This is a genomic window from Phenylobacterium composti DSM 19425 (assembly GCF_059568645.1).
This window is the reverse complement of sequence record NZ_JCANTT010000014.1, coordinates 295,434-317,320: the sequence shown is the minus strand read 5'-3', so window position 1 is coordinate 317,320 and position 21,887 is coordinate 295,434. Positions and strand designations below refer to the sequence as shown.

Annotated in this window: 22 protein-coding genes and 1 tRNA gene; 4 read left to right on the top strand and 19 right to left on the bottom strand. The window is 69.5% G+C overall.

Annotation, left to right across the window (positions count from 1 at the left end; all coding sequences use genetic code 11):
* Window positions 1–8: 8 nt before the first annotated feature.
* The 8 genes from BO64_RS10240 to clpX form a co-directional block, all read right to left on the bottom strand.
* Entirely contained in the window at window positions 9–1,937 is a 1,929-nt protein-coding gene (locus tag BO64_RS10240; RefSeq protein ID WP_496403190.1) for a flavin-containing monooxygenase, read from the bottom strand.
* A gap of 82 nt (window positions 1,938–2,019) precedes the next feature.
* On the bottom strand, window positions 2,020–2,952 hold the full coding sequence (locus BO64_RS10235; protein ID WP_496403189.1) for an aldo/keto reductase: 933 nt from the start codon (window positions 2,950–2,952) through the stop codon (window positions 2,020–2,022).
* Window positions 2,953–3,000: 48 nt separating this feature from the next.
* Window positions 3,001–3,077 (bottom strand) — tRNA-Val (locus BO64_RS10230).
* Between the two features lie 16 nt (window positions 3,078–3,093).
* On the bottom strand, window positions 3,094–4,500 hold the full coding sequence (locus BO64_RS10225; RefSeq protein WP_496403188.1) for a peptide MFS transporter: 1,407 nt from the start codon (window positions 4,498–4,500) through the stop codon (window positions 3,094–3,096).
* A gap of 66 nt (window positions 4,501–4,566) precedes the next feature.
* Window positions 4,567–5,130: a TMEM165/GDT1 family protein gene (locus BO64_RS10220; RefSeq protein WP_496403187.1), complete on the bottom strand. Its 564-nt coding sequence runs from the start codon at window positions 5,128–5,130 to the stop codon at window positions 4,567–4,569.
* Window positions 5,131–5,415: 285 nt separating this feature from the next.
* Window positions 5,416–5,691 carry an HU family DNA-binding protein gene (locus BO64_RS10215; RefSeq protein WP_496403186.1) on the bottom strand — a complete coding sequence of 92 codons (276 nt, stop codon included), beginning with the start codon at window positions 5,689–5,691 and terminating at the stop codon, window positions 5,416–5,418.
* Window positions 5,692–5,874: 183 nt separating this feature from the next.
* Window positions 5,875–8,274, bottom strand: a complete 2,400-nt coding sequence (lon, locus tag BO64_RS10210) for an endopeptidase La (RefSeq protein WP_496403185.1) — start codon at window positions 8,272–8,274, stop codon at window positions 5,875–5,877.
* Between the two features lie 367 nt (window positions 8,275–8,641).
* Window positions 8,642–9,904 (bottom strand): ATP-dependent Clp protease ATP-binding subunit ClpX, encoded by a 1,263-nt coding sequence (clpX, locus tag BO64_RS10205; RefSeq protein ID WP_496403184.1) that lies wholly within the window; start codon window positions 9,902–9,904, stop codon window positions 8,642–8,644.
* Window positions 9,905–10,142: 238 nt separating this feature from the next.
* On the opposite strand from clpX, the gene BO64_RS10200 reads away from it, so the two are divergent.
* Complete coding sequence (locus BO64_RS10200; protein WP_496403183.1) at window positions 10,143–10,793, top strand: HAD-IB family hydrolase; 651 nt, start codon at window positions 10,143–10,145, stop codon at window positions 10,791–10,793.
* A 10-nt stretch (window positions 10,794–10,803) separates the two neighbouring features.
* Here BO64_RS10200 and BO64_RS10195 read toward each other — a convergent pair whose 3' ends face one another.
* The 4 genes from BO64_RS10195 to BO64_RS10180 all read right to left on the bottom strand — a co-directional run bounded on the left by BO64_RS10195 (window position 10,804) and on the right by BO64_RS10180 (window position 13,988).
* On the bottom strand, window positions 10,804–12,189 hold the full coding sequence (locus tag BO64_RS10195; RefSeq protein WP_496403182.1) for an alpha,alpha-trehalose-phosphate synthase (UDP-forming): 1,386 nt from the start codon (window positions 12,187–12,189) through the stop codon (window positions 10,804–10,806).
* Window positions 12,190–12,194: 5 nt separating this feature from the next.
* Entirely contained in the window at window positions 12,195–12,485 is a 291-nt protein-coding gene (locus BO64_RS10190; RefSeq protein WP_496403181.1) for a response regulator, read from the bottom strand.
* Window positions 12,486–12,628: 143 nt separating this feature from the next.
* Window positions 12,629–13,246 carry an ATP-dependent Clp protease proteolytic subunit gene (locus tag BO64_RS10185; protein WP_496403180.1) on the bottom strand — a complete coding sequence of 206 codons (618 nt, stop codon included), beginning with the start codon at window positions 13,244–13,246 and terminating at the stop codon, window positions 12,629–12,631.
* 103 nt (window positions 13,247–13,349) lie between these two features.
* Window positions 13,350–13,988, bottom strand: coding sequence for a DsbA family protein (locus tag BO64_RS10180; RefSeq protein WP_496403179.1), 639 nt, complete (start codon window positions 13,986–13,988; stop codon window positions 13,350–13,352).
* A 201-nt stretch (window positions 13,989–14,189) separates the two neighbouring features.
* Here BO64_RS10180 and BO64_RS10175 point away from each other — a divergent pair, with 201 nt between their 5' ends.
* A complete protein-coding gene (locus tag BO64_RS10175; protein ID WP_496403178.1) occupies window positions 14,190–14,402 on the top strand; it encodes a hypothetical protein in 213 nt (70 codons plus the stop codon).
* Here BO64_RS10175 and BO64_RS10170 read toward each other — a convergent pair whose 3' ends face one another.
* Together BO64_RS10170 and ndk are read right to left on the bottom strand one after the other, a co-directional pair.
* Complete coding sequence (locus BO64_RS10170) at window positions 14,403–14,762, bottom strand: DUF6481 family protein (protein ID WP_496403177.1); 360 nt, start codon at window positions 14,760–14,762, stop codon at window positions 14,403–14,405.
* A 74-nt stretch (window positions 14,763–14,836) separates the two neighbouring features.
* Complete coding sequence (gene ndk, locus BO64_RS10165; protein WP_496403176.1) at window positions 14,837–15,256, bottom strand: nucleoside-diphosphate kinase; 420 nt, start codon at window positions 15,254–15,256, stop codon at window positions 14,837–14,839.
* Window positions 15,257–15,503: 247 nt separating this feature from the next.
* On the opposite strand from ndk, the gene BO64_RS10160 reads away from it, so the two are divergent.
* Window positions 15,504–17,378: an ABC-F family ATP-binding cassette domain-containing protein gene (locus tag BO64_RS10160; RefSeq protein WP_496403175.1), complete on the top strand. Its 1,875-nt coding sequence runs from the start codon at window positions 15,504–15,506 to the stop codon at window positions 17,376–17,378.
* A gap of 15 nt (window positions 17,379–17,393) precedes the next feature.
* On the opposite strand, the gene BO64_RS10155 is transcribed toward BO64_RS10160, so the two are convergent.
* From BO64_RS10155 to BO64_RS10145, 3 genes are all read right to left on the bottom strand, one after another.
* On the bottom strand, window positions 17,394–17,678 hold the full coding sequence (locus BO64_RS10155; RefSeq protein ID WP_496403174.1) for a hypothetical protein: 285 nt from the start codon (window positions 17,676–17,678) through the stop codon (window positions 17,394–17,396).
* A gap of 57 nt (window positions 17,679–17,735) precedes the next feature.
* Entirely contained in the window at window positions 17,736–18,053 is a 318-nt protein-coding gene (locus BO64_RS10150; protein ID WP_496403173.1) for a polyhydroxyalkanoic acid system family protein, read from the bottom strand.
* Between the two features lie 68 nt (window positions 18,054–18,121).
* On the bottom strand, window positions 18,122–18,739 hold the full coding sequence (locus tag BO64_RS10145) for a BON domain-containing protein (RefSeq protein WP_496403172.1): 618 nt from the start codon (window positions 18,737–18,739) through the stop codon (window positions 18,122–18,124).
* 91 nt (window positions 18,740–18,830) lie between these two features.
* Between BO64_RS10145 and BO64_RS10140 the strand changes: the two genes are divergently transcribed.
* Window positions 18,831–19,847, top strand: coding sequence for a lysylphosphatidylglycerol synthase domain-containing protein (locus tag BO64_RS10140; RefSeq protein WP_496403222.1), 1,017 nt, complete (start codon window positions 18,831–18,833; stop codon window positions 19,845–19,847).
* Window positions 19,848–19,874: 27 nt separating this feature from the next.
* On the opposite strand, the gene BO64_RS10135 is transcribed toward BO64_RS10140, so the two are convergent.
* Entirely contained in the window at window positions 19,875–21,314 is a 1,440-nt protein-coding gene (locus tag BO64_RS10135; protein ID WP_496403171.1) for an NAD(P)H-hydrate dehydratase, read from the bottom strand.
* A gap of 2 nt (window positions 21,315–21,316) precedes the next feature.
* Window positions 21,317–21,886, bottom strand: a complete 570-nt coding sequence (locus tag BO64_RS10130) for a histidine phosphatase family protein (protein ID WP_496403170.1) — start codon at window positions 21,884–21,886, stop codon at window positions 21,317–21,319.
* Between the last annotated feature and the right edge of the window lies 1 nt (window position 21,887).

Genomic DNA, 21,887 nt, shown 5'->3' with positions numbered 1-21,887 from the left:
GCCTGGGCTCAGGCGGTCGTTGCCGGCGCCCGCTCCAGCACGAAGTCGTCCGGATTCGGCGCCAGGGTCGCGCGCCAGTAGTCGATGAGGCCGAAGGGCCAGTTCTGGCTGACCCGCCCAAAGGCGTTCTTGTACCAGCTGGACACCTGCGGCGCGCCCCAGGCCCAGCCCTTGTTGGCCTCGTCCACCCTGGCGTTGAAGGCGTCGTGGACTTCCCGCTTGGGCTCCATCGCCGCCGCCCCCGTCTCGGCCAGCAGCCGCAGGCAGCCGACGATGTAGCGGACGGCGCACTCCGAGAAGAAGATGATCGAACCGTTGACCACGATGTTGGTGTTGGGCCCGTAGGTCAGGAACAGGTTGGGGAAGCCCGGAACGGTGATCCCCAGATAGGCCCGGGCGTCGCCGCCCCAGGTCTCGTGCAGGTCGCGCCCGCCCCTGCCCTTCACCTTCAGGAACGACAGGAAGTTCGAGGCCTGGAAGCCGGTGCCGTAGATCAGCACGTCCACCTCGTGGAGCACGCCGTCGGCGGTGACCACGCCCTTGGGCTCGATCCGGACGATGCGGTCGGTGATCAGCTCGACATTCGGCCGCTTGAGGGCCGCCAGCCAGACGCCGTTGTCCAGCACCGCCCGCTTGCCGCCGATGGGATAGTTGGGGACCACCTTCTGCAGCAGGTCGGGCCGGTCGGCGACCTGGGCGGCGATGGACTGGGCGCAGAGCTCGCGCAGCATGGCGTTCTCGGGCCCCACGGCGTCGGGCCCGCCGTTCCAGGAGGGATCGGCCTTCACCATGGGCAGGAAGCCGTCGGTGGCCATCCAGAACAGCCAGAAGCGGTACCACTTGTCGTAATACGGCAGGTGCTCGAGCAGCCACTTCACGCCCTCGGGCACGTCGTCGTGATAGTGCGGCGCCGGCAGGCCCCAGGGCGCCGAGCGCTGGAAGACCTTCAGCTGAGCCACGTCCGGGGCGATCTCGGGCACGAACTGATAGGCCGAGGCGCCGGTGCCGATCACCGCCACCCGCTTGCCCTTCAGCTCCACGTCATGCCGCCACTCCGCCGAGTGGAAGGCCGGCCCCTCGAAGCTGCCGAGGCCCTCGATGTCGGGATACTTGGGACGGTTGAGCTGGCCCACCGCGCTGATGACGGCGTTGGCCTCCACGCGCTCGATCCGGCCGTCCTTGCCCTTGAGGCGGGCGCGCCAGACGCTCCGGGCCTCGTCCCAGGCGATCTCCTCGACGAAGGTCTCGAACCGGATGCGCCGGCGCAGATCGTACTTGTCGGCGATGCCCCGGAAGTAGCTGAGCAGCACGGGCTGCGGCGAGAAGTGCTGCGGCCAGTGATGGCTGGGCTCGAACGAGTAGCTGTACATGTGGTTCGCATTGTCCACCCGGCAGCCGGGATAGGTGTTCTCGAACCACGTGCCGCCCACGTCGGCGTTCTTGTCGACGATCTCGAAGGGGATGCCGGCCTGGCTGAGGCGGATGCCCGCCAGGAGCCCCGACATGCCGGCGCCGATCACCAGGACGTTCAGGCGCCGGGCGGCGTCCTTGAGCCGCGGCTGATCGAACTGCGGGTCCTTGGAGGACTTGCCGTTCAGGGCCAGTTCGTCGGTGAGGAAGTCGGCATAGCCCTCGGGGATGGGCGCGCCGGCCACGAAGTCGATCATCCGCCGGAGGGTGGCCTGGTCGGGCTCCCATAACTGGCCGGGCCTGCCCTCCACGATCCGCTCCTGGAGCACCGCCTTGGCCAGATCCCGGATCCTGGCCTGCTCCTCGGGGGGAATGCCGATGTCCTCGCGTTCGAGGGGGTTGTAGGTGGGGGCCCATTCGGGCCTGACCCAACCGGGATCGCCGGTCAGATGCACCAGCGCCGCCATCAGCGCCGGAAGGTGCGCCTCCTTGAGGACCTGATCGAGGTCCACGCCCGCGTCGGCCATGATTTCCTACCCAGCATTATCGTTGTTCTTCTATCGCCGAGCATGACTCCCGTGGGCGGGCGGTGGAAGCCCTCACGTCGCGTCAGCCCCGCGGCTGGGCCGGGTGAACCTGGGCGGCGCGGATCTGCGCCATCAGGCCATCGGGCAGGGCGAGGCCCGACGCCTGGGCGTTCTCCATGAGATGGGCCAGGCGCGTGGCGCCGAACACGGCGCAGCTCACCTGCGGATTGGCGAGCACATAGGCCAGGGCCGCCTGGGAGCCGGTGATCCCGGCCTGGCGGTGCAGGAAGCGGAAGCGCGCCCCGCGGGCCAGTTCGTCCCGGTGCCGGGCGAAGGCCCGGGCGGCGTACCAGAGGTCCTGCGGGCCCCGCAGCCGGGCCAGGAGCGGCCGGGTATGGCCCATGGCCAGGGCCATGCCGGCCAGGACGCCCTTGCCGGCGCCCGCCGCCCTGGCGATCAGCGGCTCCCGCTCCGGCCGCAGGACGTTGTAGTCGATCATCACCACGTCGAAGGCCGGCAGCTCGATCACATGCTCGATCACCGCCGGATCGAAGCTGTTCACCCCCAGGGCGGCGACCAGCCCCCTCGCCTTCAGCCCCTCCAGCGCCGCCAGGAGTTCGTCGGTGAGCTCGGCCACGGCGGGACCGTGGAGCTGCAGCAGGCCGAGGCGCTCCACCCCGAGGTTGGCGAGGCTGCGCTCGGCGCTGGCGACGATGGCGGCCGGCGAGAAGTCGCGGCCGATGCGCCCTGCCCCCGCATGGAAGGTGCCGGCCTTGGTGGCGATGACCAGCTTCGAGGCGTCGCGGCCTCGGAGGGCCCGGCCCAGGCGCGGCTCGGCCTCCCCGGCCGAATAGCTGGCGCCGGTGTCGAAGAGGGTGAAGCCGAGGTCGAGGGCCGCATGGACGAGGCCCAGGGCCTGGCGCTCAGGAAACCTCGGCTTGCCCCACCAGCTGGCGCAGCCGAAGCCCAGCTCCGAGACCGAGAGGCCCGTGCGGCCCAGCGGGCGATACTGCATGCGGCGGCCCCTCCTCGCCCGCGGCCCTGCCAGACGGCCTGCGGGGGATGGTGGGCGGCGAGGGATTCGAACCCCCGACCCTCTCGGTGTAAACGAGATGCTCTGACCAGCTGAGCTAGCCGCCCATTCGATTCCGCGCTTCTAGGGCGCCGGCCGCGCCGCTCCAATGGCCTCGTGGCTCAGGAGCCGGGCGAAGATGCGTCCGACGATCAGGAAGATCACCACGGCCCCGGCGGCGATGGCCGCATGCATGAGCCAGAAGTTGGTGGCCGGCATCTCCTCCAGGAGCGTCCCCAGCTTGCCCACCGTGGCGTTCCCGATGACGAGGTGCAGGTAGTAGACGCCGATCATCGTCCCCATCACCGCCGGCGGCGAGGCCCGGGCGTAGAGGGCCAGGGACACCGGCAGCATGTTGGCGAAGGCGGCGCTGTTGAAGATCTCGAAGGCGATCAGCCACCAGAGGCTGACCTTGGCGCCGGTGGCGGCGGCCACGGCGGCCCCGGCCGCCAGGCTGAGGGCGCCCAGCACCGAGATGGCGGCGCCGATGGTGAGCTTGCCCATCTCGTCCGGCTCGCGGAAGCGGGTGGCCCAGGCGCGCCAGAACACCACCATCAGGGCCAGGAACGAGACCGAGACGATGCTGTCGAGGGTGATCAGCCAGGTGGTGGGCAGGCGCCGGCCGAAGAGCGTCATGTCCACGCTGGCGTCGGCCCAGACGAGATAGGCGTTGAAGATCTGCTGGTTCACCAGCACCGACGAGGCCAGCACCGGGATCAGGAGCACCAGCACGGCCACGGTGCGCCAGTCGCGGGCCGAAAGCTTCGGGCGCTCGGCCCCGGGGACGGCGCGGCGCAGCGGCGGGTCGGGCGGCAGGTGCTTGCGGCCGGCCAGGTAGATGCAAAGCGCGATCAGCATGCCGACCCCGGCCGCGCCGAAGCCGTAGTGCCAGCCCACGCCCTCGCCCAGGGTGCCGGCGATCAGCGGCGCGGCGATGACCCCGGCGTTGATGCCCAGGTAGAAGATCTGGAAGGCGTCGGCCCGGCGCAGGTCGCCCTCGGCGTAGAGGCCGCCCACCTGGCCGGCGATGTTGCCCTTGAAGCAGCCGGTGCCGAGCACCAGGCACAGGAGCGCCAGCAGGAACGAGGCGTCGAAGGCCATCAGGAAGTGGCCCGCCGACATCAGGAGGGCGCCGAGGATCACCGTCCGCGTACGCCCCAGCAGCCGGTCGGCGACCAGGCCGCCGAGGATGGGCGTCAGGTACACCAGGCTGGTGTAGAGGCCGAAGATGGTCGAGGCGACCTCCTGCTGGGAGGCGTCGCGGCCCAGGCCGTAGAGGGCGCCGAGGAAGGCCCGGAAGCCCTCGAACCCGACGATGGCCTCCACATGGGGCGCCAGCAGCAGCTGCTTGACCATGTAAAGGACCAGCAGCGACTGCATGCCGTAGTAGGAGAAGCGCTCCCAGGCCTCGGCGAAGGCCAGGTAGCCCAGCGCCTTGGGATGGCCCAGGAAGGCCTTGTCGCCGTCACGGGCGATGGTGTTCGCGGTCATGCCGTCTCCCCTTGCGGCGCAAAGCCCTAGCGCGGGCCGGCGCCGCTGGCGAGGCCGGAGTGGGCCTCAGCGGAGGGCGGCGATCAGCACCCAGGCGCCGATGATCCCGAACAGCACCGCCGCGCCGAGGCGCACATACTTGAGGGGCACGACCCGGGTGGCCGCCTCGCCCAGCAGCACGGCGGGGACATTGGCCAGCATCATGCCGAGGGTGGTGCCGGCGGTGACCAGGGCCACGTCCTGGAACCGCGCGCCCAGGAGGGTGGTGGCGATCTGGGTCTTGTCGCCGATCTCCACCAGGAAGAAGGCCACCAGGGTGGTCAGGAAGACCCCGCCGTGGGTCTTGGCCCCGGCCTCCTCGTCCTCCTTGTCGGGGATCAGGGCCCAGAGGGCCATGGCGATGAAGCCCACGCCGACCAGGATCTGGAACAGGGGACCGGAGAGGAACCTGGCCACCACCACGCCCAGGGCCGCCGCCGCCGCATGGTTCAGCAGGGTCGCGGCCAGGATGCCGAGGATGATCGGGAGCGGCTTGCGGAACTTGGCGGCCAGGACGATGGCCAGGAGCTGGGTCTTGTCGCCGATCTCGGCGATCGCCACGACGCCCGTGGAGATGAGCAGGGGTTCCAAGCGAAGAGGTCTCCGGGGCGCGGGGCACACACGACGACGCCTGCTCCGCCGCGCCCACGCCGAAGCCGCATCGCCGGTCTCGCCAATCCGGGCCCCAAGGCCCGCCGCCTGCGCCATGCCGCCCGTCGGGCCGCAAGTCTGTTGACGCAAGGCTCCGCTGCGCTGCGGACGGCTACTCCCCGTAGATGACGGCGCTCCTAGCGTGATTGCGCCGCCGGCCGCAACGCAAAAGGGCGACCGCGACGAGCGGCCGCCCCCTTCCCTCGCCGTCTCTCCGGCGCGGGCCTAGCTGTTCAGCACGCTCTTCAGGCCTTCGCCGACCCGGAAGCGGCAGGTGGCGGTGGCCGGGCGGCGGACCTTCTCACCGGTGCGCGGGTTGCGCGCCACGCCGGCCGCCCGCTTGACCGGCACGAAGCTGCCGAAGCCCACGAGGCGGACCTCACGCCCGGCCTTCAGGGAGGTGGAGACCGAGGCGATGAAGGCGTCCAGCGCCTCCTTGGCCTGCGCCTTGTTCAAGCCCGTCCTGTCGGCGATCGCCGAGACGAGTTCGGCCTTCGTCATGTGCAGTCTCCCACCCTCTCATCGCCTTTTTCGTTATTGCCGGCCCGGGGGCGTCCCAACTCCGCCGCGCCGGTCCGAGGTCATTTAAGGCCCCCATGAGCTGAGCCGTCAAACGAAGCGGCGCGGGATCTCTCCCGCGCCGCACGCCTGTCTCGGATTGTGATCGCCCGGCAGGCGACGGGATCAATGGGTGATCATCGCCTCCACATCGGCGTCCGGCTCCTCGGCGGCGACCTCCGCGGGCGCGGTGTCGTCCCACTCGATCGGCGTCGGCTGCCGCACGAGCGCCCTGGCCAGCACCTCGTCCATGGTCGAGACCGGGATGATCTCCAGGCCCGACTTCACATTGTCCGGGATGTCGGCCAGGTCCTTCTCGTTCTCTTCCGGGATCAGCACCGTCTTCACCCCTGAGCGGAGCGCCGACAGCAGCTTCTCCTTGAGGCCGCCGATGGCCGTCACCCGGCCCCGCAGGGTGACTTCGCCGGTCATGGCGAGGTCGGCCCGGATCGGGATGCCCGTGAGCACCGAGACGATGGCGGTGGCCATGGCCGCGCCGGCGGACGGACCGTCCTTGGGCGTGGCGCCGTCCGGCACGTGGATGTGGACGTCGGTCCGCTCGAAGACCGGGGGTTCGATCCCGAACTTCGTGGCCCGGCTGCGGACATAGCTGTTCGCCGCCGAGATCGACTCCTTCATCACGTCCTTCAGGTTGCCGGTGACCGTCATCCGGCCCTTGCCCGGCATCTTGACGGCCTCAATGGTGAGGATGTCGCCGCCGAACTCGGTGTAGGCCAGGCCGGTGATGATCCCCACCTGGTCTTCCTTGTCCGTCTCGCCGTAGCGGTACTTCTTGACGCCGGCGTACTTCTCGAGCCGCTCCGCATCGACGGTGATCGAGGCCACCTTCTCGCGCAGCAGGTCACGGACCGTCTTGCGGGCCAGGTTGCCCAGCTCGCGCTCCAGGCTCCGGACCCCGGCCTCCCGCGTGTAGTAGCGGATCAGGTCGCGGATGGTCTCTTCCGGCACCACGAACTCCTCGGGCTTCAGCCCGTGGTCCTTGGTGAGCTTCGGCAGGATGTGGCGCTTGGCGATCTCGACCTTCTCATCCTCGGTGTAGCCGGGGATGCGGATGATCTCCATGCGGTCCAGCAGGGGCTGGGGCATGTTGAGCGAGTTCGCCGTGGTGACGAACATCACCGGGGAGAGGTCGTAGTCCACCTCCAGATAGTGGTCGGCGAAGGTGGAGTTCTGCGCCGGGTCCAGCACCTCGAGCAGGGCCGACGACGGGTCGCCCCGCCAATCCGCGCCCATCTTGTCGATCTCGTCCAGCAGGAAGAAGGCGTTGGTGGTCTTGGCCTTCTTCATCGACTGGATGATCTTGCCGGGCATGGAGCCGATGTAGGTCCGCCGGTGACCGCGGATCTCGGCCTCGTCGCGCACGCCGCCCAGGGCCACGCGCACGAACTCGCGGCCCGTGGCCTTGGCGATCGACTTGCCCAGCGAGGTCTTGCCGACCCCGGGCGGGCCCACCAGGCACAGGATCGGCCCCTTCAGCGAGCCCACGCGGCTCTGCACGGCCAGGTACTCGAGAATCCGTTCCTTGACCTTCTCCAGGCCGTAGTGGTCCTCGTTGAGGATGTCCTCGGCCTTCTGCAGGTCGATGGGCTTGGGCTTGGTTTTGCCCCACGGGATCGACAGCAGCCAGTCCAGATAGTTACGGACGACCGTGCTCTCGGCCGACATCGGGCTCATGTTGCGAAGCTTCTTCAGCTCGCTCTCGGCCTTCTGGCGGGCTTCCTTTGAAAGCTTGGTCTTCTTGATCCGCTTTTCCAGCTCGAGCAGCTCGTCCCGATGGTCGTCCTGCTCGCCCAGCTCGCGCTGGATCGCCTTCATCTGCTCGTTCAGATAGTACTCGCGCTGCGTCTTCTCCATCTGACGCTTCACGCGATTGCGGATCTTCTTCTCGGTCTGCATGACCGAGATCTCGCCCTCCATCAGGGCGTAGACCTTCTCCAGCCGCTTCACGACGTTGAAGATCTCCAGAAGCTGCTGCTTCTCGGCGATCTTCACCGACAGGTGGCCAGCGATCCGGTCCGCCAGCTCGGACGGGTTTTCGATCTGCGGGATGGCCGCCAGGGCTTCCGGCGGGACCTTCTTGTTGAGTTTGACGTAGTTTTCGAACTGCTCGATGACCGCGCGGCTCAGCGCCTCGGCCTCGGGCGAGTTGGCCCCGTCTTCCTGCACATAGGCGATCTCGGCCTCGTAGAACTCGGCCTGATCCGTGAACCGGGAGATACCGGCCCGGGCGCGCCCTTCCACCAGCACCTTCACGGTGCCGTCCGGCAGCTTCAGCAGCTGCAGGATCGTGGCGACCACGCCCACGTCATAGATGGCGTCGGCCGACGGATCGTCGTCGTCCTTGTCCTTCTGGGTGGCGAGCAGGATCTCCTTGGCCTCGCTCCGCATCGCCTCCTCAAGCGCGCGCACGGACTTCTCGCGGCCGACGAAGAGCGGCACCGGCTGGTGCGGAAAGACCACGATGTCCCGCAGCGGCAGGATCGGGAGGATCTTAATCTCGGACATGATGCTTCAACTCCTGGCCGGCCCGCTTGGGTTCGGGGCCTGGCCGCCCGGATCGTCGTAACCCAGACGATGCGCCTGAGTCGTTCGACCCGTCCGCCGGGCTGCGGCGGCTGTTCAGTGATTTATGTGGACGGTTTCGCGGAGGGTTCAAGCGCCGCAACAACCGTGCGCGACACTCGGCCTCATCGATACACGCCAGGTGGCTTTTCCGGCGGCGAACGGTCGAGCTGCGCAAGGATATGCCTTGTTCACGGCTCCTAGATGGCCCCTGCGCCCGGCTTGCGCAATGGCTGCCCCACCGTCAGCCGCCCCGAAATGAAAGGCCCCGCAGTCGCCTGCGGGGCCTGGCAATTCGGAGTCCGAAGCCCTAGGCCGCGCCGCCCTTGTCGCGGCGTTCGGCGTAGATGATCAGCGGCTGCGCCCGGCCCTCAATGACCTCGGCGTTGACCACCACCTCCTCGACGCCGTCGTAGGTGGGCAGTTCGTACATGGTGTCGAGCAGCACGCCCTCGAGGATCGAGCGCAGGCCCCGGGCGCCGGTCTTGCGCTGGATGGCCTTGCGGGCCACCGCCAGCAGGGCGTCCTCGGTGAAGGTCAGGCCCACGTTCTCCATCTCGAAGAGGCGGACGTACTGCTTCACGAAGGCGTTCTTCGGCTCGGTGAGGATCTTCACCAGGGCCTTTTCGTCCAGGTCGTCCAGGGTGGCGATCACCGGCAGACGGCCGATGAATTCCGGGATCAGGCCGAAGCGCAGCAGGTCGTCCGGCTCCACCTGACGGAAGATTTCACCCGTGCGGCGCTCGTCTGGGTCGGCCACCTTGGCGCCGAAGCCGACGCTGGTCCCCTGCCCGCGGGCCGAGATGATCTTCTCCAGGCCGGCGAAGGCGCCGCCGCAGATGAAGAGGATGTTGGTGGTGTCGACCTGCAGGAACTCCTGCTGCGGGTGCTTGCGGCCGCCCTGCGGGGGCACCGAGGCGACGGTGCCTTCCATGATCTTCAGCAGCGCCTGCTGGACGCCCTCGCCCGACACGTCGCGGGTGATCGAGGGGTTGTCCGACTTGCGGCTGATCTTGTCGACCTCGTCGATGTAGACGATGCCGCGCTGAGCCCGCTCGACGTTGTAGTCAGCCGCCTGCAGCAGCTTGAGGATGATGTTCTCGACGTCCTCACCCACATAGCCGGCCTCGGTGAGGGTCGTGGCGTCGGCCACGGTGAACGGCACGTCGATGATTCGAGCCAGGGTCTGGGCCAGCAGCGTCTTGCCGGTGCCGGTAGGCCCGATCAGCAGGATGTTGGCCTTGCCCAGCTCGACGTCGTTGTTCTTCGTCGCGTGGTTGAGGCGCTTGTAGTGGTTGTGGACCGCGACCGAGAGGACCTTCTTGGCGTGATCCTGGCCGATGACGTAATCGTCGAGGACCTCACGGATTTCCTTCGGGGTCGGCACTCCGTCCTTCGACTTCACGAAGGAGATCTTGTGTTCTTCCCGGATGATATCCATGCACAGCTCGACGCATTCATCGCAGATGAACACCGTCGGGCCCGCGATCAACTTGCGGACTTCATGCTGGCTCTTGCCGCAGAAAGAGCAGTAAAGCGTGCTCTTCGAATCTCCGCTCGCGGCCTTGGTCATGGTCTGGTCTCACTCTCTCGACGATGCCGGCCGATAGTCTGGCCTGCCTCGCACCCCTGGGCGCTGGCGGGGGGCACGTCCGCCCTACTAATGCAGAATAGGCGCCGCGGGTTGTCCAAGTCTTGACATTCCCCGATCCGGCCTCGGATCACAAGCCTTCGCTCGCTTGGGCGACAAAACGCTGTGCGACGCCCTGTGGACAGGCGCCGCGCCCTTCATAGATGGGATCCGGCCCGAAATGGCACAAGAGCACGCCCGTGCGGCCGAAGCGCAGACCTCGGCGAAGCCCCGCGCGCCCATCGTCGCCTTCGACTTCGACGGCACCATCACCACCAAGGACAGCTTCACCGCCTTCCTGAAATGGCGGGCCGGGCCGGCGCGCTGGTGGCTGGGCCTGCTGCGCCTCGTCCCCGCCGCCCTCGCCTATCTGGTCCACCGGGATCGGGGCCGGATCAAGGCCGCCGCCGTGAAGGTGTTCCTCAAGGGCGCGCCGCACGACCGGCTGGAGGCGGACGCCCGCCGTTTCGCCGAGACCCATGCCCGCCGCCTGTTCCGCCCGGACGCCGTGGCCACCTGGAAGCGGTGGCAGGGACGCGGGGCGAAGATGGTGATCGTCACCGCCTCGCCGGACATCGTCGTGGCCCCCTTCGGGCGCGGCCTGGGCGCGGACCTGGTGCTGGGCACGCAACTGGCCTTCGATCCGGACAACCGCGTCCTGGGCGCCTTCTCCGGCCCCAACTGCCGCGGCCCGGAGAAGGTGGTGCGCCTGCACGAGGTGTTCGGCCCCGACCTGCGGCTGGCGGCGGCCTATGGCGACACCTCGGGCGACACCGAAATGCTGGCCATCGCCGACGAGCCGGGCTTCCGGGTGTTCACCGCAAAGCCGTGACCGGCGCGGGCTAGGCGCCGGGCGCGGCGGTCCTGAGCGCGTCCAGGAAGGCGTCGCGCCAGGCGTCCACGTCCTGGGTGGTGACCTCGTGCATCAGAGCCTCCCAGCGCCGCACCCGCTCGGGCAAGGGCATGGCCAAGCCGGTGCGGATGGCGTCGGACATCTCCTCGCGGCTGAAGGGATTGACGATCAGCGCCTCGGTCATGCGCTCGGCCGCCCCGGCGAAGCGAGACAGGATCAGCACGCCGGGATCGGCCGGGTCCTGGGCCGCCACATACTCCTTGGCCACCAGGTTCATGCCGTCCCGCAGCGGCGTGACAAGGCCGATGTGCGCCGCGCCATAGATGCCCGCGAGCTCGTCGCGCCGATAGCTGCGGTTCACATAGCGCACCGGCACCCAGTCGGGCGTGGCGAAGGCGCCGTTGATCCGGCCGGTCACCGCATCCAGACGGCTGCGGATTTCCTGATAGGCCTCCACCTCGTCCCGGCTCGGGGTGGCGATCTGGAGCAGAAAGACCTGCTCGAGCGCCTCCGGCGTGGCCTGCAGATAGTCCTCGTAGGCGAGAAACCGTTCTTCCAGGCCCTTGGAATAGTCGAGGCGGTCGACGCCGATGATCATCCGCCGGCCGATGAGGCTCTCGCGCATGCGCTCGCGCCAGGCCCGGGCCGCCTCGCCCTTCACCGCCTCGGCGAAGGCGGAAGCGTCCAGGCCGATGGGAAATACGCCCAGGCGCAGCCGGCGGCCGAAAGCCGTGGCCTCCACGCCGTCCTGCACCACGCCGCCGACCTCCTGGACCACATAGTCCTCGAAGGCGCTGCGGGAATCCTCGGTCTGAAAGCCCACGAGGTCGTAGGCGAACATCGCCTCCACCAGGCTCTGGTGCTGCGGGAGGGTGGTGAACAGCCGCCGCGCCGGCCAGGGGATGTGCAGGAAGAAGCCGATCCGGTTCTTCACCCCGCGCCGCCGAAGCGCCTCGCCCAGGGGGATCAGGTGGTAGTCGTGCACCCAGATGAAGTCGTCGGGCTGGAGCAGCGGCAGCAGCGTCTGGGCGAAACGCTCATTGACCCGCGCATAGCCCTCGCCGAACGCCCGCTCGTTCGACGACAGGTCGATCCGGTAGTGGAACAGGGGCCAGAGGGTGCGGTTGGCGTAGCCGTTGTAATAGGTCTGCCGGTCGTCCTCATCGAGGTCGATGGTGGCCACCGTGGCCCCCTGCCCCCGCTGGACGGCCAGCTGGCCGGTGAACTGCTCGACGGTGCGGCCGCTCCAGCCGAACCACACGCCCCTGTGCGCCCGGAGCGCCGCCCCCAGGGCCATGGACAGGCCGCCTACGCTGGCGCCCTGGCCGTCGGCGAGATTGCCGACCCGGTTCGATACGACGATCAGCCGTCCCACCGGCCCTAGGCCTGCGGCAGGACGTAGGACGGCACCCCCCAGGTCTCCTCAAGCGCCTGGGCCAGCTCCCGGCCGCTCTGCGGCCCGGCCAGCTCCGGGGTCAAGATGGCGAAATCGACCGACGACTGAGCGGTCAGGGCCAGAGCGTGCTCAGCTCTGTCGACCGGACCGAGAACATTCACCCCGGCGCCGACCAGTATTTCTACCAGATCAGGCGAATCGTCAGGGGATTTGCGGGCGACCAGCACCGTGGAGAATCGACGGCACTGCTCAAGGATTTCATTCAGGTCCCTCATCGGTTCCGGTGATAGACCACAGGGTCCGCAGGGCAAACCGGACGGGCCTAAACTTTATGTGAGGACGCCGGGGGTTGCGCGCACGAAAAAGCCCGGGCGACGGGGAGTCGCCCGGGCGTTTCGGTCGGCCGGAAGCCTGGGGATCAGGCCTCGTTGTCGCGCTTCTCCCAGACGTGGTCCACGAGGCCCCACTCCTTCGCCTCCTGGGCGGTCATGAAGTAGTCGCGGTCGAGGGTCTCCTCGACCACCTCGATGGGCTGGCCGGTGTGCTTGGCGTAGATCTCGTTCAGCCGGCGCTTGGTCTTGATGATGTCCTCGGCGTGGCGCTGGATGTCCGTGGCCTTGCCCGAGTAGCCGCCGGAGGGCTGGTGGACCATGATCCGCGAGTTCGGCAGGGCGATGCGGCTGCCCTTCTCGCCGGCCATCAGCAGGAACGAGCCCATGGAAGCCGCCATGCCGAGGCACAGGGTGATCACCGGGCTCTTGATGTACTGCATGGTGTCGTAGATCGCGAGGCCCGACGTCACCACCCCGCCCGGCGAGTTGATGTACATCTGGATCTCCTTCTTGGGGTTCTCGGCCTCAAGATGGAGAAGCTGGGCGCAGATCAGGCTGGCCATGCCGTCCTCGACCGGCCCCGCCAGGAACACGATGCGGTCCTTCAGCAGGCGGGAGAAGATGTCGTAGGCGCGCTCGCCCCGGCTCGTCTGCTCGACGACCATCGGCACGAGGCCCAGGGCGGTGGTGACGGGATCACGCATGGAGAGGAAGCTTCCTTCAAAGTCATGTGGCGCGGCGCACCGCACCGTCTTCACCGATATCGCCCGCCCCCCGGTCGGGTGCAAGGCCTGCGCATAGCGCCGGTCAGGCGCCGATACTGGAAATCCACGCCCGGAGCGCGCCCACCACCGGTTCGGACGGCGCATAGCCGCGGGTGACAACGCCGTAGGCGCCCTGTGCGTTCGGCCCCGCCACCAGGGTCGGGAACCCCGTCACCCCGGCCCGCTGGGAGACGGCGTAGTCGCCCCAGGTCTCGTGCTTGGCCTCCTCCGACGCCCACTGGGCCAGGAAGTCGTCGCGGCCCAAGCCGAACTCGGCGGCCAAGTCGGCCAGCACCTCGCCGGAGGTGATGTCCCGGGCCTCGGCGTAGAAGGCCCGCTGCAGGCGGCCGAGATAGGCCACGGCGGTTTCCTGGCCGCCGCGGCGGACGACCACCACCGCCCGGGCGGCCGGATCGGTGTCATAAAGGAACCCCTCGCCCTCAAGCGCCGCCGGATCGAACGGCAGGCCGGTGGCCTCGGTGACGTGGCGCCAGTGGCCGACGAGCTCGGCCCGGGCCTCGGGGGTCATGGGCGTCTCCGTGCCGGGCCGAAGGCCGCCCATGATCACCCGGATCGGCAGGGCCCGGCCGAAGGCGCGGCGGATGTCCTCCACCACCGGCGAGAAGCCGTAGCACCATGAGCACATGGGATCGGCGAAATAGATGAGGTGCGGCGTGTCCATAACGGCCTCCGCCGGCCAGTGTCGCAGCGAACTGGCGGAAGGTCATCAGGTTCAGTGCGGCCCGGCGGCGAAACGAGGGCCGCCCGAGGACTTCAGACCAAGCCGCCGCTGTCCGCGTGCGGCGTACACGCCAAGGTCCGGGGGGATTTCGGAACCTTAACCGCGTCCCGAACGCTGAAATGGCGCAGAGGGACCAAAGTAATGGTGCAATTCGCTGTAACGCTGAAAGACGGCGACTGGACGGTTTTCTGTGACGGCGCGCCCGTCACGACCGGCCTGTCTCGCTCCGCCGCCATACAGCTCGCGAATGATTTGGCCTTCGAGGCCGAGGAGCGCGGCGAAGCCGTCGAACTCCTCGTCCAGGGGTGCTATGGCGAAATGTCCCGCAAGGTGACGGGCGTCGCCGACGACTGATCAGCGACGCATCTGCGCCTTGAGTTCGCGCTTGGCGCGGGCTTCGGCCTTGGCGGCCGCCTTGCGGGCCTTGCGCTCCTCGCGCTTCAGCTGGAGCTGCAGCTCCTCGTCGTTCTCACGGGCCAGACGGGCTTCTTCTTCCGCCTTCAGCTTGGCGAGACGGGCCGCTTCCTTCTCGGCCGCGCGCCGGGCGCGGACCTCGGCCAGCTCACGGGCCTTGCGCTGCTCGCGGGTCTCGAACTCACCGCCCTCGGCCCGGACCATGGGCTTCGGCTTGAACTTTTCCAGAAGGGCTTTCCGAGCTTCCGCCTGGGCGGAAAGGCGCTCGGAGAAGCCAGGCATAACCTTGGATTCTCTCATGCTCACTTTGAACTGATGTCAGGAAAAAGGGCTCGGCGGGGTAATGCCGCCGAGCCCCACTTCGTTGCGTCGGATCAGCCGACGATTTCGTCTTCGGTGAAGAACTGGGCGATCTCGATCTTGGCGTTCTCGAGGCTGTCCGAGCCGTGGACCGAGTTCTCGCCGACGCTTTCGGCGTAGAGCTTGCGGATGGTGCCTTCCGCGGCCTGGGCCGGGTTGGTGGCGCCCATCACTTCGCGGTAGCGGGCCACGGCGTTCTCGCCTTCCAGGACCTGCACCACCACCGGGGCCGAGGTCATGAATTCCACCAGCTCGCCGAAGAACGGACGCTCCTTGTGGACTTCGTAGAACTTTTCCGCCTGGGCGCGGGTCATCTTGATGCGCTTCTGCGCGACGATGCGCAGGCCGGCGTCCTCGATCACCGCGTTGACCTTGCCGGTGAGGTTCCGGCGGGTCGCGTCCGGCTTGATGATCGAGAAGGTGCGTTCGGTCATGGGTCTCTTGTTCTTGACGATTGGGGGAAATTTTTTGCGGGCGGCCCCGCAAAGGTGGCGCGTCTATAGACCCAAGGTCTCGGCTCGCCAAGGCGCGGGCGCAACAATCGCTGACGAAGCGCCCCAGGTCTGCTATGGCCGGCGCCGGTCAGGCGGCGGCGCGGCGACACATCCATCCTGACCCTCCTCGAACATCGCGAGACCGGCGAGCGCGGGTCCGCGCCCGTACACCTGCATCCGTTTCGTCATGCTTCAGATCAACGACCTCGTCTTCGACGCGTGGGGCCGCCGCTTCTTCGACCACGCCAGCGTCACCCTGCCCAAGGACGCCAAGGTCGGCCTCGTGGGCCGCAACGGCGTCGGCAAGTCCACCCTCTTCAAGCTGATCGTCGGGGAACTGACCCTGGGCTCGGGCGAGATCAGCCTGCCCAAGGCCGCCCGCATCGGCTCGGTGGACCAGGAGCACCCGGCGACGCCCGTGTCCCTGCTGGACACGGTGCTCGCCGCCGATGTCGAGCGCGCAGACCTGCTGGCGCGCCTGGAGACCGCCGCGCCCGAGGAGATGGGCGAGATCTACAACCGGCTGATCGCCATCGACGCCGACCGGGCGCCGGCCCGGGCGGCGGAGATCCTGTCGGGCCTGGGCTTCTCCAACGCCGACCTGGAGCGGCCCATGGCCGAGTTCTCCGGCGGCTGGCGCATGCGCGTGGCCCTGGCGGCGGCGCTCTTCGCCGAGCCCGACCTGCTGCTGCTGGACGAGCCGACCAACTACCTCGACCTGGAAGGCGCGCTCTGGCTGGAGGCGCGGCTGCGCAGGTACCCGCACACGGCCGTCATCATCAGCCACGACCGCGAGCTGCTGAACAATTCGGTCGACCACATCCTGCATCTGAAGGATGGCAAGCTCGACCTCTACGCCGGCGGCTATGACAGCTTCGAGCGGCAGCTGGCCGAGAAGCTGCGCCTGCAGGAAGCGGCCCGGGCGAAGATCGAGGCCAAGCGCGCCCACATGCAGTCGTTCGTCGACCGCTTCCGGGCCAAGGCCACCAAGGCCCGGCAGGCGCAGTCGCGCCTCAAGGCCATCGCCAAGCTGCCGCCCATCCCGGCGGTGATCGAGGAGCATGTGCAGCCGTTCCTGCTCCCCTCGCCCGAACGGCCGCTGGCGCCGCCGCTGCTGCGGCTCGAGGACGTGGCGGTGGGCTATGGCGGGCCGCCCATCCTGAAGAAGCTGAACCTGCGCCTCGATATCGACGACCGCATCGGCCTTCTGGGCGTCAACGGCGCGGGCAAGTCCACCTTCGCCAAGCTGGTGGCCGGGGCCCTGGCGGCCGAGGCCGGACAGCTGCATCGCTCGGCGCGGATGAAGGTCGGCTGGTTCCATCAACACCAGATCGAGGCGATGGACCCGAACGACACGCCGCTGGAGATTATCCGCCGGGCCATGCCCGACGCCACCGAGGCCAAGCGCCGGGCGGTGATCGCCCAGTTCGGCTTCAATCACGAGAAGGTCGAAACCAAGGTCTCCAGCCTGTCGGGGGGCGAGCGGGCGCGCCTGCTGCTCAACCTGGTGGCCATGGAGGCCCCGCACCTGCTGATCCTCGACGAGCCCACCAACCACCTGGACATCGACAGCCGGCGGGCGCTGCTGGAGGGGCTCAACGACTACGAGGGAGCGGTGATCCTCATCACCCACGACCGCTCGCTCATGGAGCTGGTGGCCGATCGTCTGTGGCTGGCCGCCGACGGCACGATCCAGCCGTTCGATGGGGACATGGAGGAATACGCCCAATTCGTCCTGGACCGCGCCCGGGTCGCCGCCCGCGCCCCGACCCAGGTGAAGGCCGAGCCCCGCCCGGCCCCTGCGCCGGCGCAACCAGCAAGGCCCCGGGCCCCGACCGGCACGGCGCGCCGGCGCGCGGAAGCCGCCGAGGCGGCCCTGGCGCGGGCCGCCCAACGGCTGGCCGACATCGACAAGGCCCTCACCGACCCGGCGATCTTCGCCAAGGATCCGGCCAAGGCCGCCGAGCTCGGCCGCCAGCGGGAGGCCGCCGAGGAAGCCCTCGCTGCGGCCGAGATGGAATGGCTGGAGGCCCAGGAGGCCTATGAGGCGCTGAAGGGCTGACGGCCCTTCACAGCCTCAGGTGATGTGCTTGGGGCTGATCGGGTCCGAGCCCGGGAAGGTCTCCTCGATGGCCTCGTCCAGCAGGGCCTCCTGACGGTCCTCGGTCTCGGCCTCGCGCTGGGCCATGTGGTCGGGCTTTTCGCCGTCGCGCAGCCGTTCGGCCTGGCGACTGGCCGGCGCGTCGATCTCGCGGTGTTCCCGGATCGCTCCGCCCTTGTCGCTGGCGAGATCGGCCGTGGCGCCGCTCGACCCGTGACTGAAGGCGCGTTGGGCTTCGTCTTCGCTCTGCCTGTTGGGCATGTCCGGCTCCTTATGGTTCAGGTGTTAAACCCCTGACGGGGCGGAGGGTTTCGGGCCTCAGCGCTTCGACCTGTCTTCGAGGAGCACCTGCCCCTCCTTCTGGATGCGGCCGCGCACCTTGTCGGCGATCATGGCCAGCAGCCCGGGCAGGACCACCTCAAGGATCACCTCGTGGTCGCGCACCTGGACCGCCCCGGTCACGGCCTGTCCCACCGCCGCCACGGAGAAGCGCAGCATGTCGCCCTCCCAGGCGTGGGACATCTGGCCCATGGCCGCGAACTGGTGGACCAGGCGGCCGATGCCCTCGTCGATGCGGCGGCGCGCCTCGGCCCTGCCAAGCTGGTGGGGAATGGTGACGACGACAGGCTTGCTCATGTGGTCATCAACGGCCGAGCCTGCGGCCGAGGTTCCACCGCCACGACCACATGGCCCGTGGGCGAGACCTAGAGGAAGGTCCAGCCGCGGTCCCGTTCCCGCAGGCGCAGGTTGTTCTGCACGTTCCGGACGCCATCGATGTCGGCGATGTCCTCGATGCGCCGCTTGTCGTCCTTGCGCCGAACCGTACCGTTCAGGATCACCTCGGCGTCCTCGACGATCACATCGACGTCGCGCAGGTCGAGGCCGCGCTGGTCCTCGAGGCGCTCCATGATCACCGCCCAGAGTACCCGGTCAGACGGCCCGCGCCGCCGGCGCTCTCGGCGGTCGGCCTCGTCGCGCCGGTGATCCTCGTCGCGCCGCCCGACGAAGAAGTCCGCCGTGCGATCCATCCAGGAGCGGGACTCCCGAGGCTCGCCGTAACGGTCGTCGTAGTCGCGCTCGTCCCGGCGATAGGGCCGCCGTCGCTCCGGATCATAGGCCCAGTCGGCGGTGTAGTCCGCCCGGCCGTAGCCCTCGTCCCGCGCCTGCAGATCCTCGTCCGCGCGATAGCCGGAGCGCGACCGGGCGTCATAGGCGTAGTCCGTGGAGTAGTCCGCCTGGCCGAAATCGTCGCGGTCGCGGGGATCGGTTCGCCAGCGGCGGTCCCGCGCGTAATGTTCGCCCCGCCAGTCTTCCCGGGCCATGGTCGCCTCCGTTGTCTTTGTGGCCGAAGTCGACGGGAGAACCTGCGCCGTGGTCATCGGTTCCGACTCAAGGGAGACCTCTCCCGTGCAGATGCTGGACCCCACCGAGCGCCACGACCGCGGGCTGGAGGACCTGGAAGAGGACCTGGCCGCCGCCCTGCCGGCGACGCAGGGCTCCCGCTTCTACCCCCTGATCCGGCGCTGGGCCCTGCACGCGGCCCCGTTCCTGCTGCTGGCCGCCGCGGCCTTCGTGCTGTGGCGGGAGTTCCGGGACGTTAGCCTCGGGGAGATCGGCGCGGCCATGCGCGCCTGGGGCTACGGCTCCGTCGCCATCGCCCTCCTCCTGTCCGCCGCCAGCTTCACGCTCATGGGGGTGGTGGAATGGTTCGGCCTGCGCTGGGCCGGGGCGCGACTGCCGCTCGGCCCCGCCCTCTGGGGCTCGTTCCTGGCCAACGCCATCGGCCACACCCTGGGCGCCAACCTGCTGGTGTCGGGCGCGGTGCGGGCGCGAGTCTACAACCGCTTCGGCGTCTCCCTGAAACAGGTGGCGGCCACCACCGTCTTTCACGGGGTCTCCTTCGCCGTGGGCCTCTCCACCCTCGCCGGTGCGAGCCTGCTAGCGGCCGAGGGCCATGACGGCGACATCACCCGCATCGCCGGGCCGGTGGCCGACGGGCTCGGCGCCGCCCTCGTGGCCGGGGTCATCGCCTATGTCGTCCTTTGCGGCACGCTGAAGCGGCCCCTGCGAGGCTTCGGCCACAGCCTCAAGCTGCCCTCCTGGCGAGTGGCGCTGGCGCAGATCGGCCTCGGCTGCGTGGACAATGCGGTGGCCGCGGGCATCATCTGGAGCCTGCTGCCCGAAGGCGCGATCGGCTACTTCAGCTTCGTCGGCGCCTATGCGCCCTCGGTGGTGATCGGCCTGATCTCCCACGTGCCGGGCGGAGTGGGCGTGTTCGAGGGCTCGATGTCCGCCCTGCTGGCCGGGGTCCCGTCCGCCCCGCTGGCGGCCGCCTTCCTGGGCTATCGCCTGGCCTTCTTCCTGCTGCCGCTGCTGATCGCGGGCCTCGCGCTCATGGGCGACGCCATGCACCGCCGAGGACGAGCCTGACGGGCCAGGCCGCCCGGCGCGTCGGCCTCAGCGTTCGTCGTAGAGCCGTCGCAGCACCGCCGGCGCGAGGCCCGGCAGGTCCTCGGAGATCAGGCCCGGCCCGTGCAGCTCCGCCGCCTCGGCGTGGATCCAGGCGCCGGCGCAGGCGGCCTCGAAGCTGTCCATCCCCTGGGCGATCAGCCCGCCGATGAAGCCGGCCAGGACGTCGCCGGAGCCGGCCGTGGCCAGCCAGGGGGAGCCGTTGACGTTCACCGCGGCCCGGCCGTCGGGCGCGGCGATCACCGTGTCGGCGCCCTTCAGCAGGACCACCGCCCCGGCCCGGCGCGCCGCCTCCCGCGCCGCCGTGATCCGCTCGGGCGAACCGGTCAGAAGGCCGGGGAACAGCCGCTCGAATTCCCCCGGATGCGGGGTCAGCACATCGTCCCGGTCCAGAACCGAGAACAGCTCCTCGGGGTCGGTCCGGAAGACGGTGATGGCGTCGGCGTCCAGCACCAGGGCCGCGCCGGTGCGGGCCAGGGCCAGGACGTTGAGCAGGGTGCCCTCGTCCACACCGGCCGCCGGACCGATGACCGCCACGTCCACGTCGGCCGCCGCCTGCTCCAGCTCCACGTCGGTCTCGAAGGGGCGCAGCATCACCGCCTCCAGATGGGCGGCGTTGGAGCGGAGGGCGTCCGGCGGCGAGAGCACGGTGACCACGCCGGCGCCGATCCGGAGGCCGGCCCGGGCCGACAGCCGCGCCGCGCCGGTGCTCCAGGCGTCGCCGCTGACCACGATCAGCCGGCCCCGGTCGTGCTTGTGCGAACTGGCGGCGGGCCAGGGAAACCGCGGCAGCCAGAGGTCGGGGCCGTTCTCCACCAGCCGCGACGGCGTCTCGCCAAGGCCGATGTCGGCCACCACCACCTCGCCGCACAGCCCCTTGCCGGGCTCGAGCACATGGGCGGGCTTGCGGGCATGGAAGGTGACAGTCAGGCAGGACTGGATGGCGGGGCCGACGGGCCGGCCGGTATCCCCCGGCAGGCCGCTGGGCGTATCCACGGCCACCACCTTCTCCGGCCGGGTCGCCAGCCGCTGGGCCACCGAGGCCGCGACGCCGTCCAGGGGCCGCGCCAGGCCTGCGCCGAACAGGGCGTCGATGACGAGCCCCTGCGGCGGGTCGGCGTCCAGCGGCCGGACCGGGCCGTCCCACCGGCGGGCGGCGGCCCTGGCGTCGTCCGTCGCGGGCTCGCCAAGCGCCCTCACCTCCACCGGCCAGCCGCGGCTCTTCAGGACCCGGGCGACCACATAGCCATCGCCGCCATTGTTGCCCGGCCCGCAGAGCACGGCGGCGGGCTGCGGCCGAAAGCGCGCGCAGACGGCGTCGGCCACCGCGGTCCCGGCCCGTTCCATCAGCACCTCGCCGGGCGTTCCGGCCGCGATGGCGGCCTGGTCGGCGGCGCCCATCTCGGCGACGGTGAGGATGGGCCGCATGGTCAGAGGACGCCCGTCGTCGCCTCGGCGCCGCGCGCCACGAGGGTCAGCCGCTCGCCGTCAGTCTCGAGCACGGTGATCGAAGCGTGGTCGGGCCGGAACACCAGCACCCGCTCATCGCCCAGCAGGCGCGAGACCACCGCATTGATCGCCACATAGTGGGAGAAGACCGCCGTATCACCGTAGGCCACCAGCCGGCTGACGATGCTCTCGCGCCAGGCCCGATAGTCGAGGTCGCCCTCGATCTCGCCCCAGGCGCCGCCGAAGGCGCGGCGCAGCCACTCGGGCCGCTGTTCGGGGGCCAGCCCCTTGGGCGTGGGGATCTCGCCCACCACCGGATCGACGATGATCTCCACCCCCAGGGCGTCCGCCGTGGGCGCGGCGGTCTCCCGGCATCGGCGCAGGGGCGAACTGGCCACCCGCGACGGCCGCTCGCCCCGAGGCAGGGCCAGAAGCCAGTCGCGGGCCTTCTCAGCCTGGGCGATCCCCTGCGCGTCCAGCCCCGGATCATCATCATGGCCGCCCCAGGTGGAGGCCGGCCGGCCGTGACGGATCAGGTAGAGGCGCGCCATG

Coding starts and splice junctions, on each gene's coding strand:
- BO64_RS10240 (WP_496403190.1), bottom strand. CDS start 1,937: ATGGCCGACGCGGGCGTGGACCTCGATCAGGTCCTCAAGGAGGCGCAC.
- BO64_RS10235 (WP_496403189.1), bottom strand. CDS start 2,952: ATGCAGTATCGCCCGCTGGGCCGCACGGGCCTCTCGGTCTCGGAGCTG.
- BO64_RS10225 (WP_496403188.1), bottom strand. CDS start 4,500: ATGACCGCGAACACCATCGCCCGTGACGGCGACAAGGCCTTCCTGGGC.
- BO64_RS10215 (WP_496403186.1), bottom strand. CDS start 5,691: ATGACGAAGGCCGAACTCGTCTCGGCGATCGCCGACAGGACGGGCTTG.
- lon (WP_496403185.1), bottom strand. CDS start 8,274: ATGTCCGAGATTAAGATCCTCCCGATCCTGCCGCTGCGGGACATCGTG.
- clpX (WP_496403184.1), bottom strand. CDS start 9,904: ATGACCAAGGCCGCGAGCGGAGATTCGAAGAGCACGCTTTACTGCTCT.
- BO64_RS10200 (WP_496403183.1), top strand. CDS start 10,143: ATGGCACAAGAGCACGCCCGTGCGGCCGAAGCGCAGACCTCGGCGAAG.
- BO64_RS10190 (WP_496403181.1), bottom strand. CDS start 12,485: ATGAGGGACCTGAATGAAATCCTTGAGCAGTGCCGTCGATTCTCCACG.
- BO64_RS10185 (WP_496403180.1), bottom strand. CDS start 13,246: ATGCGTGATCCCGTCACCACCGCCCTGGGCCTCGTGCCGATGGTCGTC.
- BO64_RS10180 (WP_496403179.1), bottom strand. CDS start 13,988: ATGGACACGCCGCACCTCATCTATTTCGCCGATCCCATGTGCTCATGG.
- BO64_RS10175 (WP_496403178.1), top strand. CDS start 14,190: ATGGTGCAATTCGCTGTAACGCTGAAAGACGGCGACTGGACGGTTTTC.
- BO64_RS10170 (WP_496403177.1), bottom strand. CDS start 14,762: ATGAGAGAATCCAAGGTTATGCCTGGCTTCTCCGAGCGCCTTTCCGCC.
- ndk (WP_496403176.1), bottom strand. CDS start 15,256: ATGACCGAACGCACCTTCTCGATCATCAAGCCGGACGCGACCCGCCGG.
- BO64_RS10160 (WP_496403175.1), top strand. CDS start 15,504: ATGCTTCAGATCAACGACCTCGTCTTCGACGCGTGGGGCCGCCGCTTC.
- BO64_RS10155 (WP_496403174.1), bottom strand. CDS start 17,678: ATGCCCAACAGGCAGAGCGAAGACGAAGCCCAACGCGCCTTCAGTCAC.
- BO64_RS10150 (WP_496403173.1), bottom strand. CDS start 18,053: ATGAGCAAGCCTGTCGTCGTCACCATTCCCCACCAGCTTGGCAGGGCC.
- BO64_RS10145 (WP_496403172.1), bottom strand. CDS start 18,739: ATGGCCCGGGAAGACTGGCGGGGCGAACATTACGCGCGGGACCGCCGC.
- BO64_RS10140 (WP_496403222.1), top strand. CDS start 18,831: ATGCTGGACCCCACCGAGCGCCACGACCGCGGGCTGGAGGACCTGGAA.
- BO64_RS10135 (WP_496403171.1), bottom strand. CDS start 21,314: ATGCGGCCCATCCTCACCGTCGCCGAGATGGGCGCCGCCGACCAGGCC.
- BO64_RS10130 (WP_496403170.1), bottom strand. CDS start 21,886: ATGGCGCGCCTCTACCTGATCCGTCACGGCCGGCCGGCCTCCACCTGG.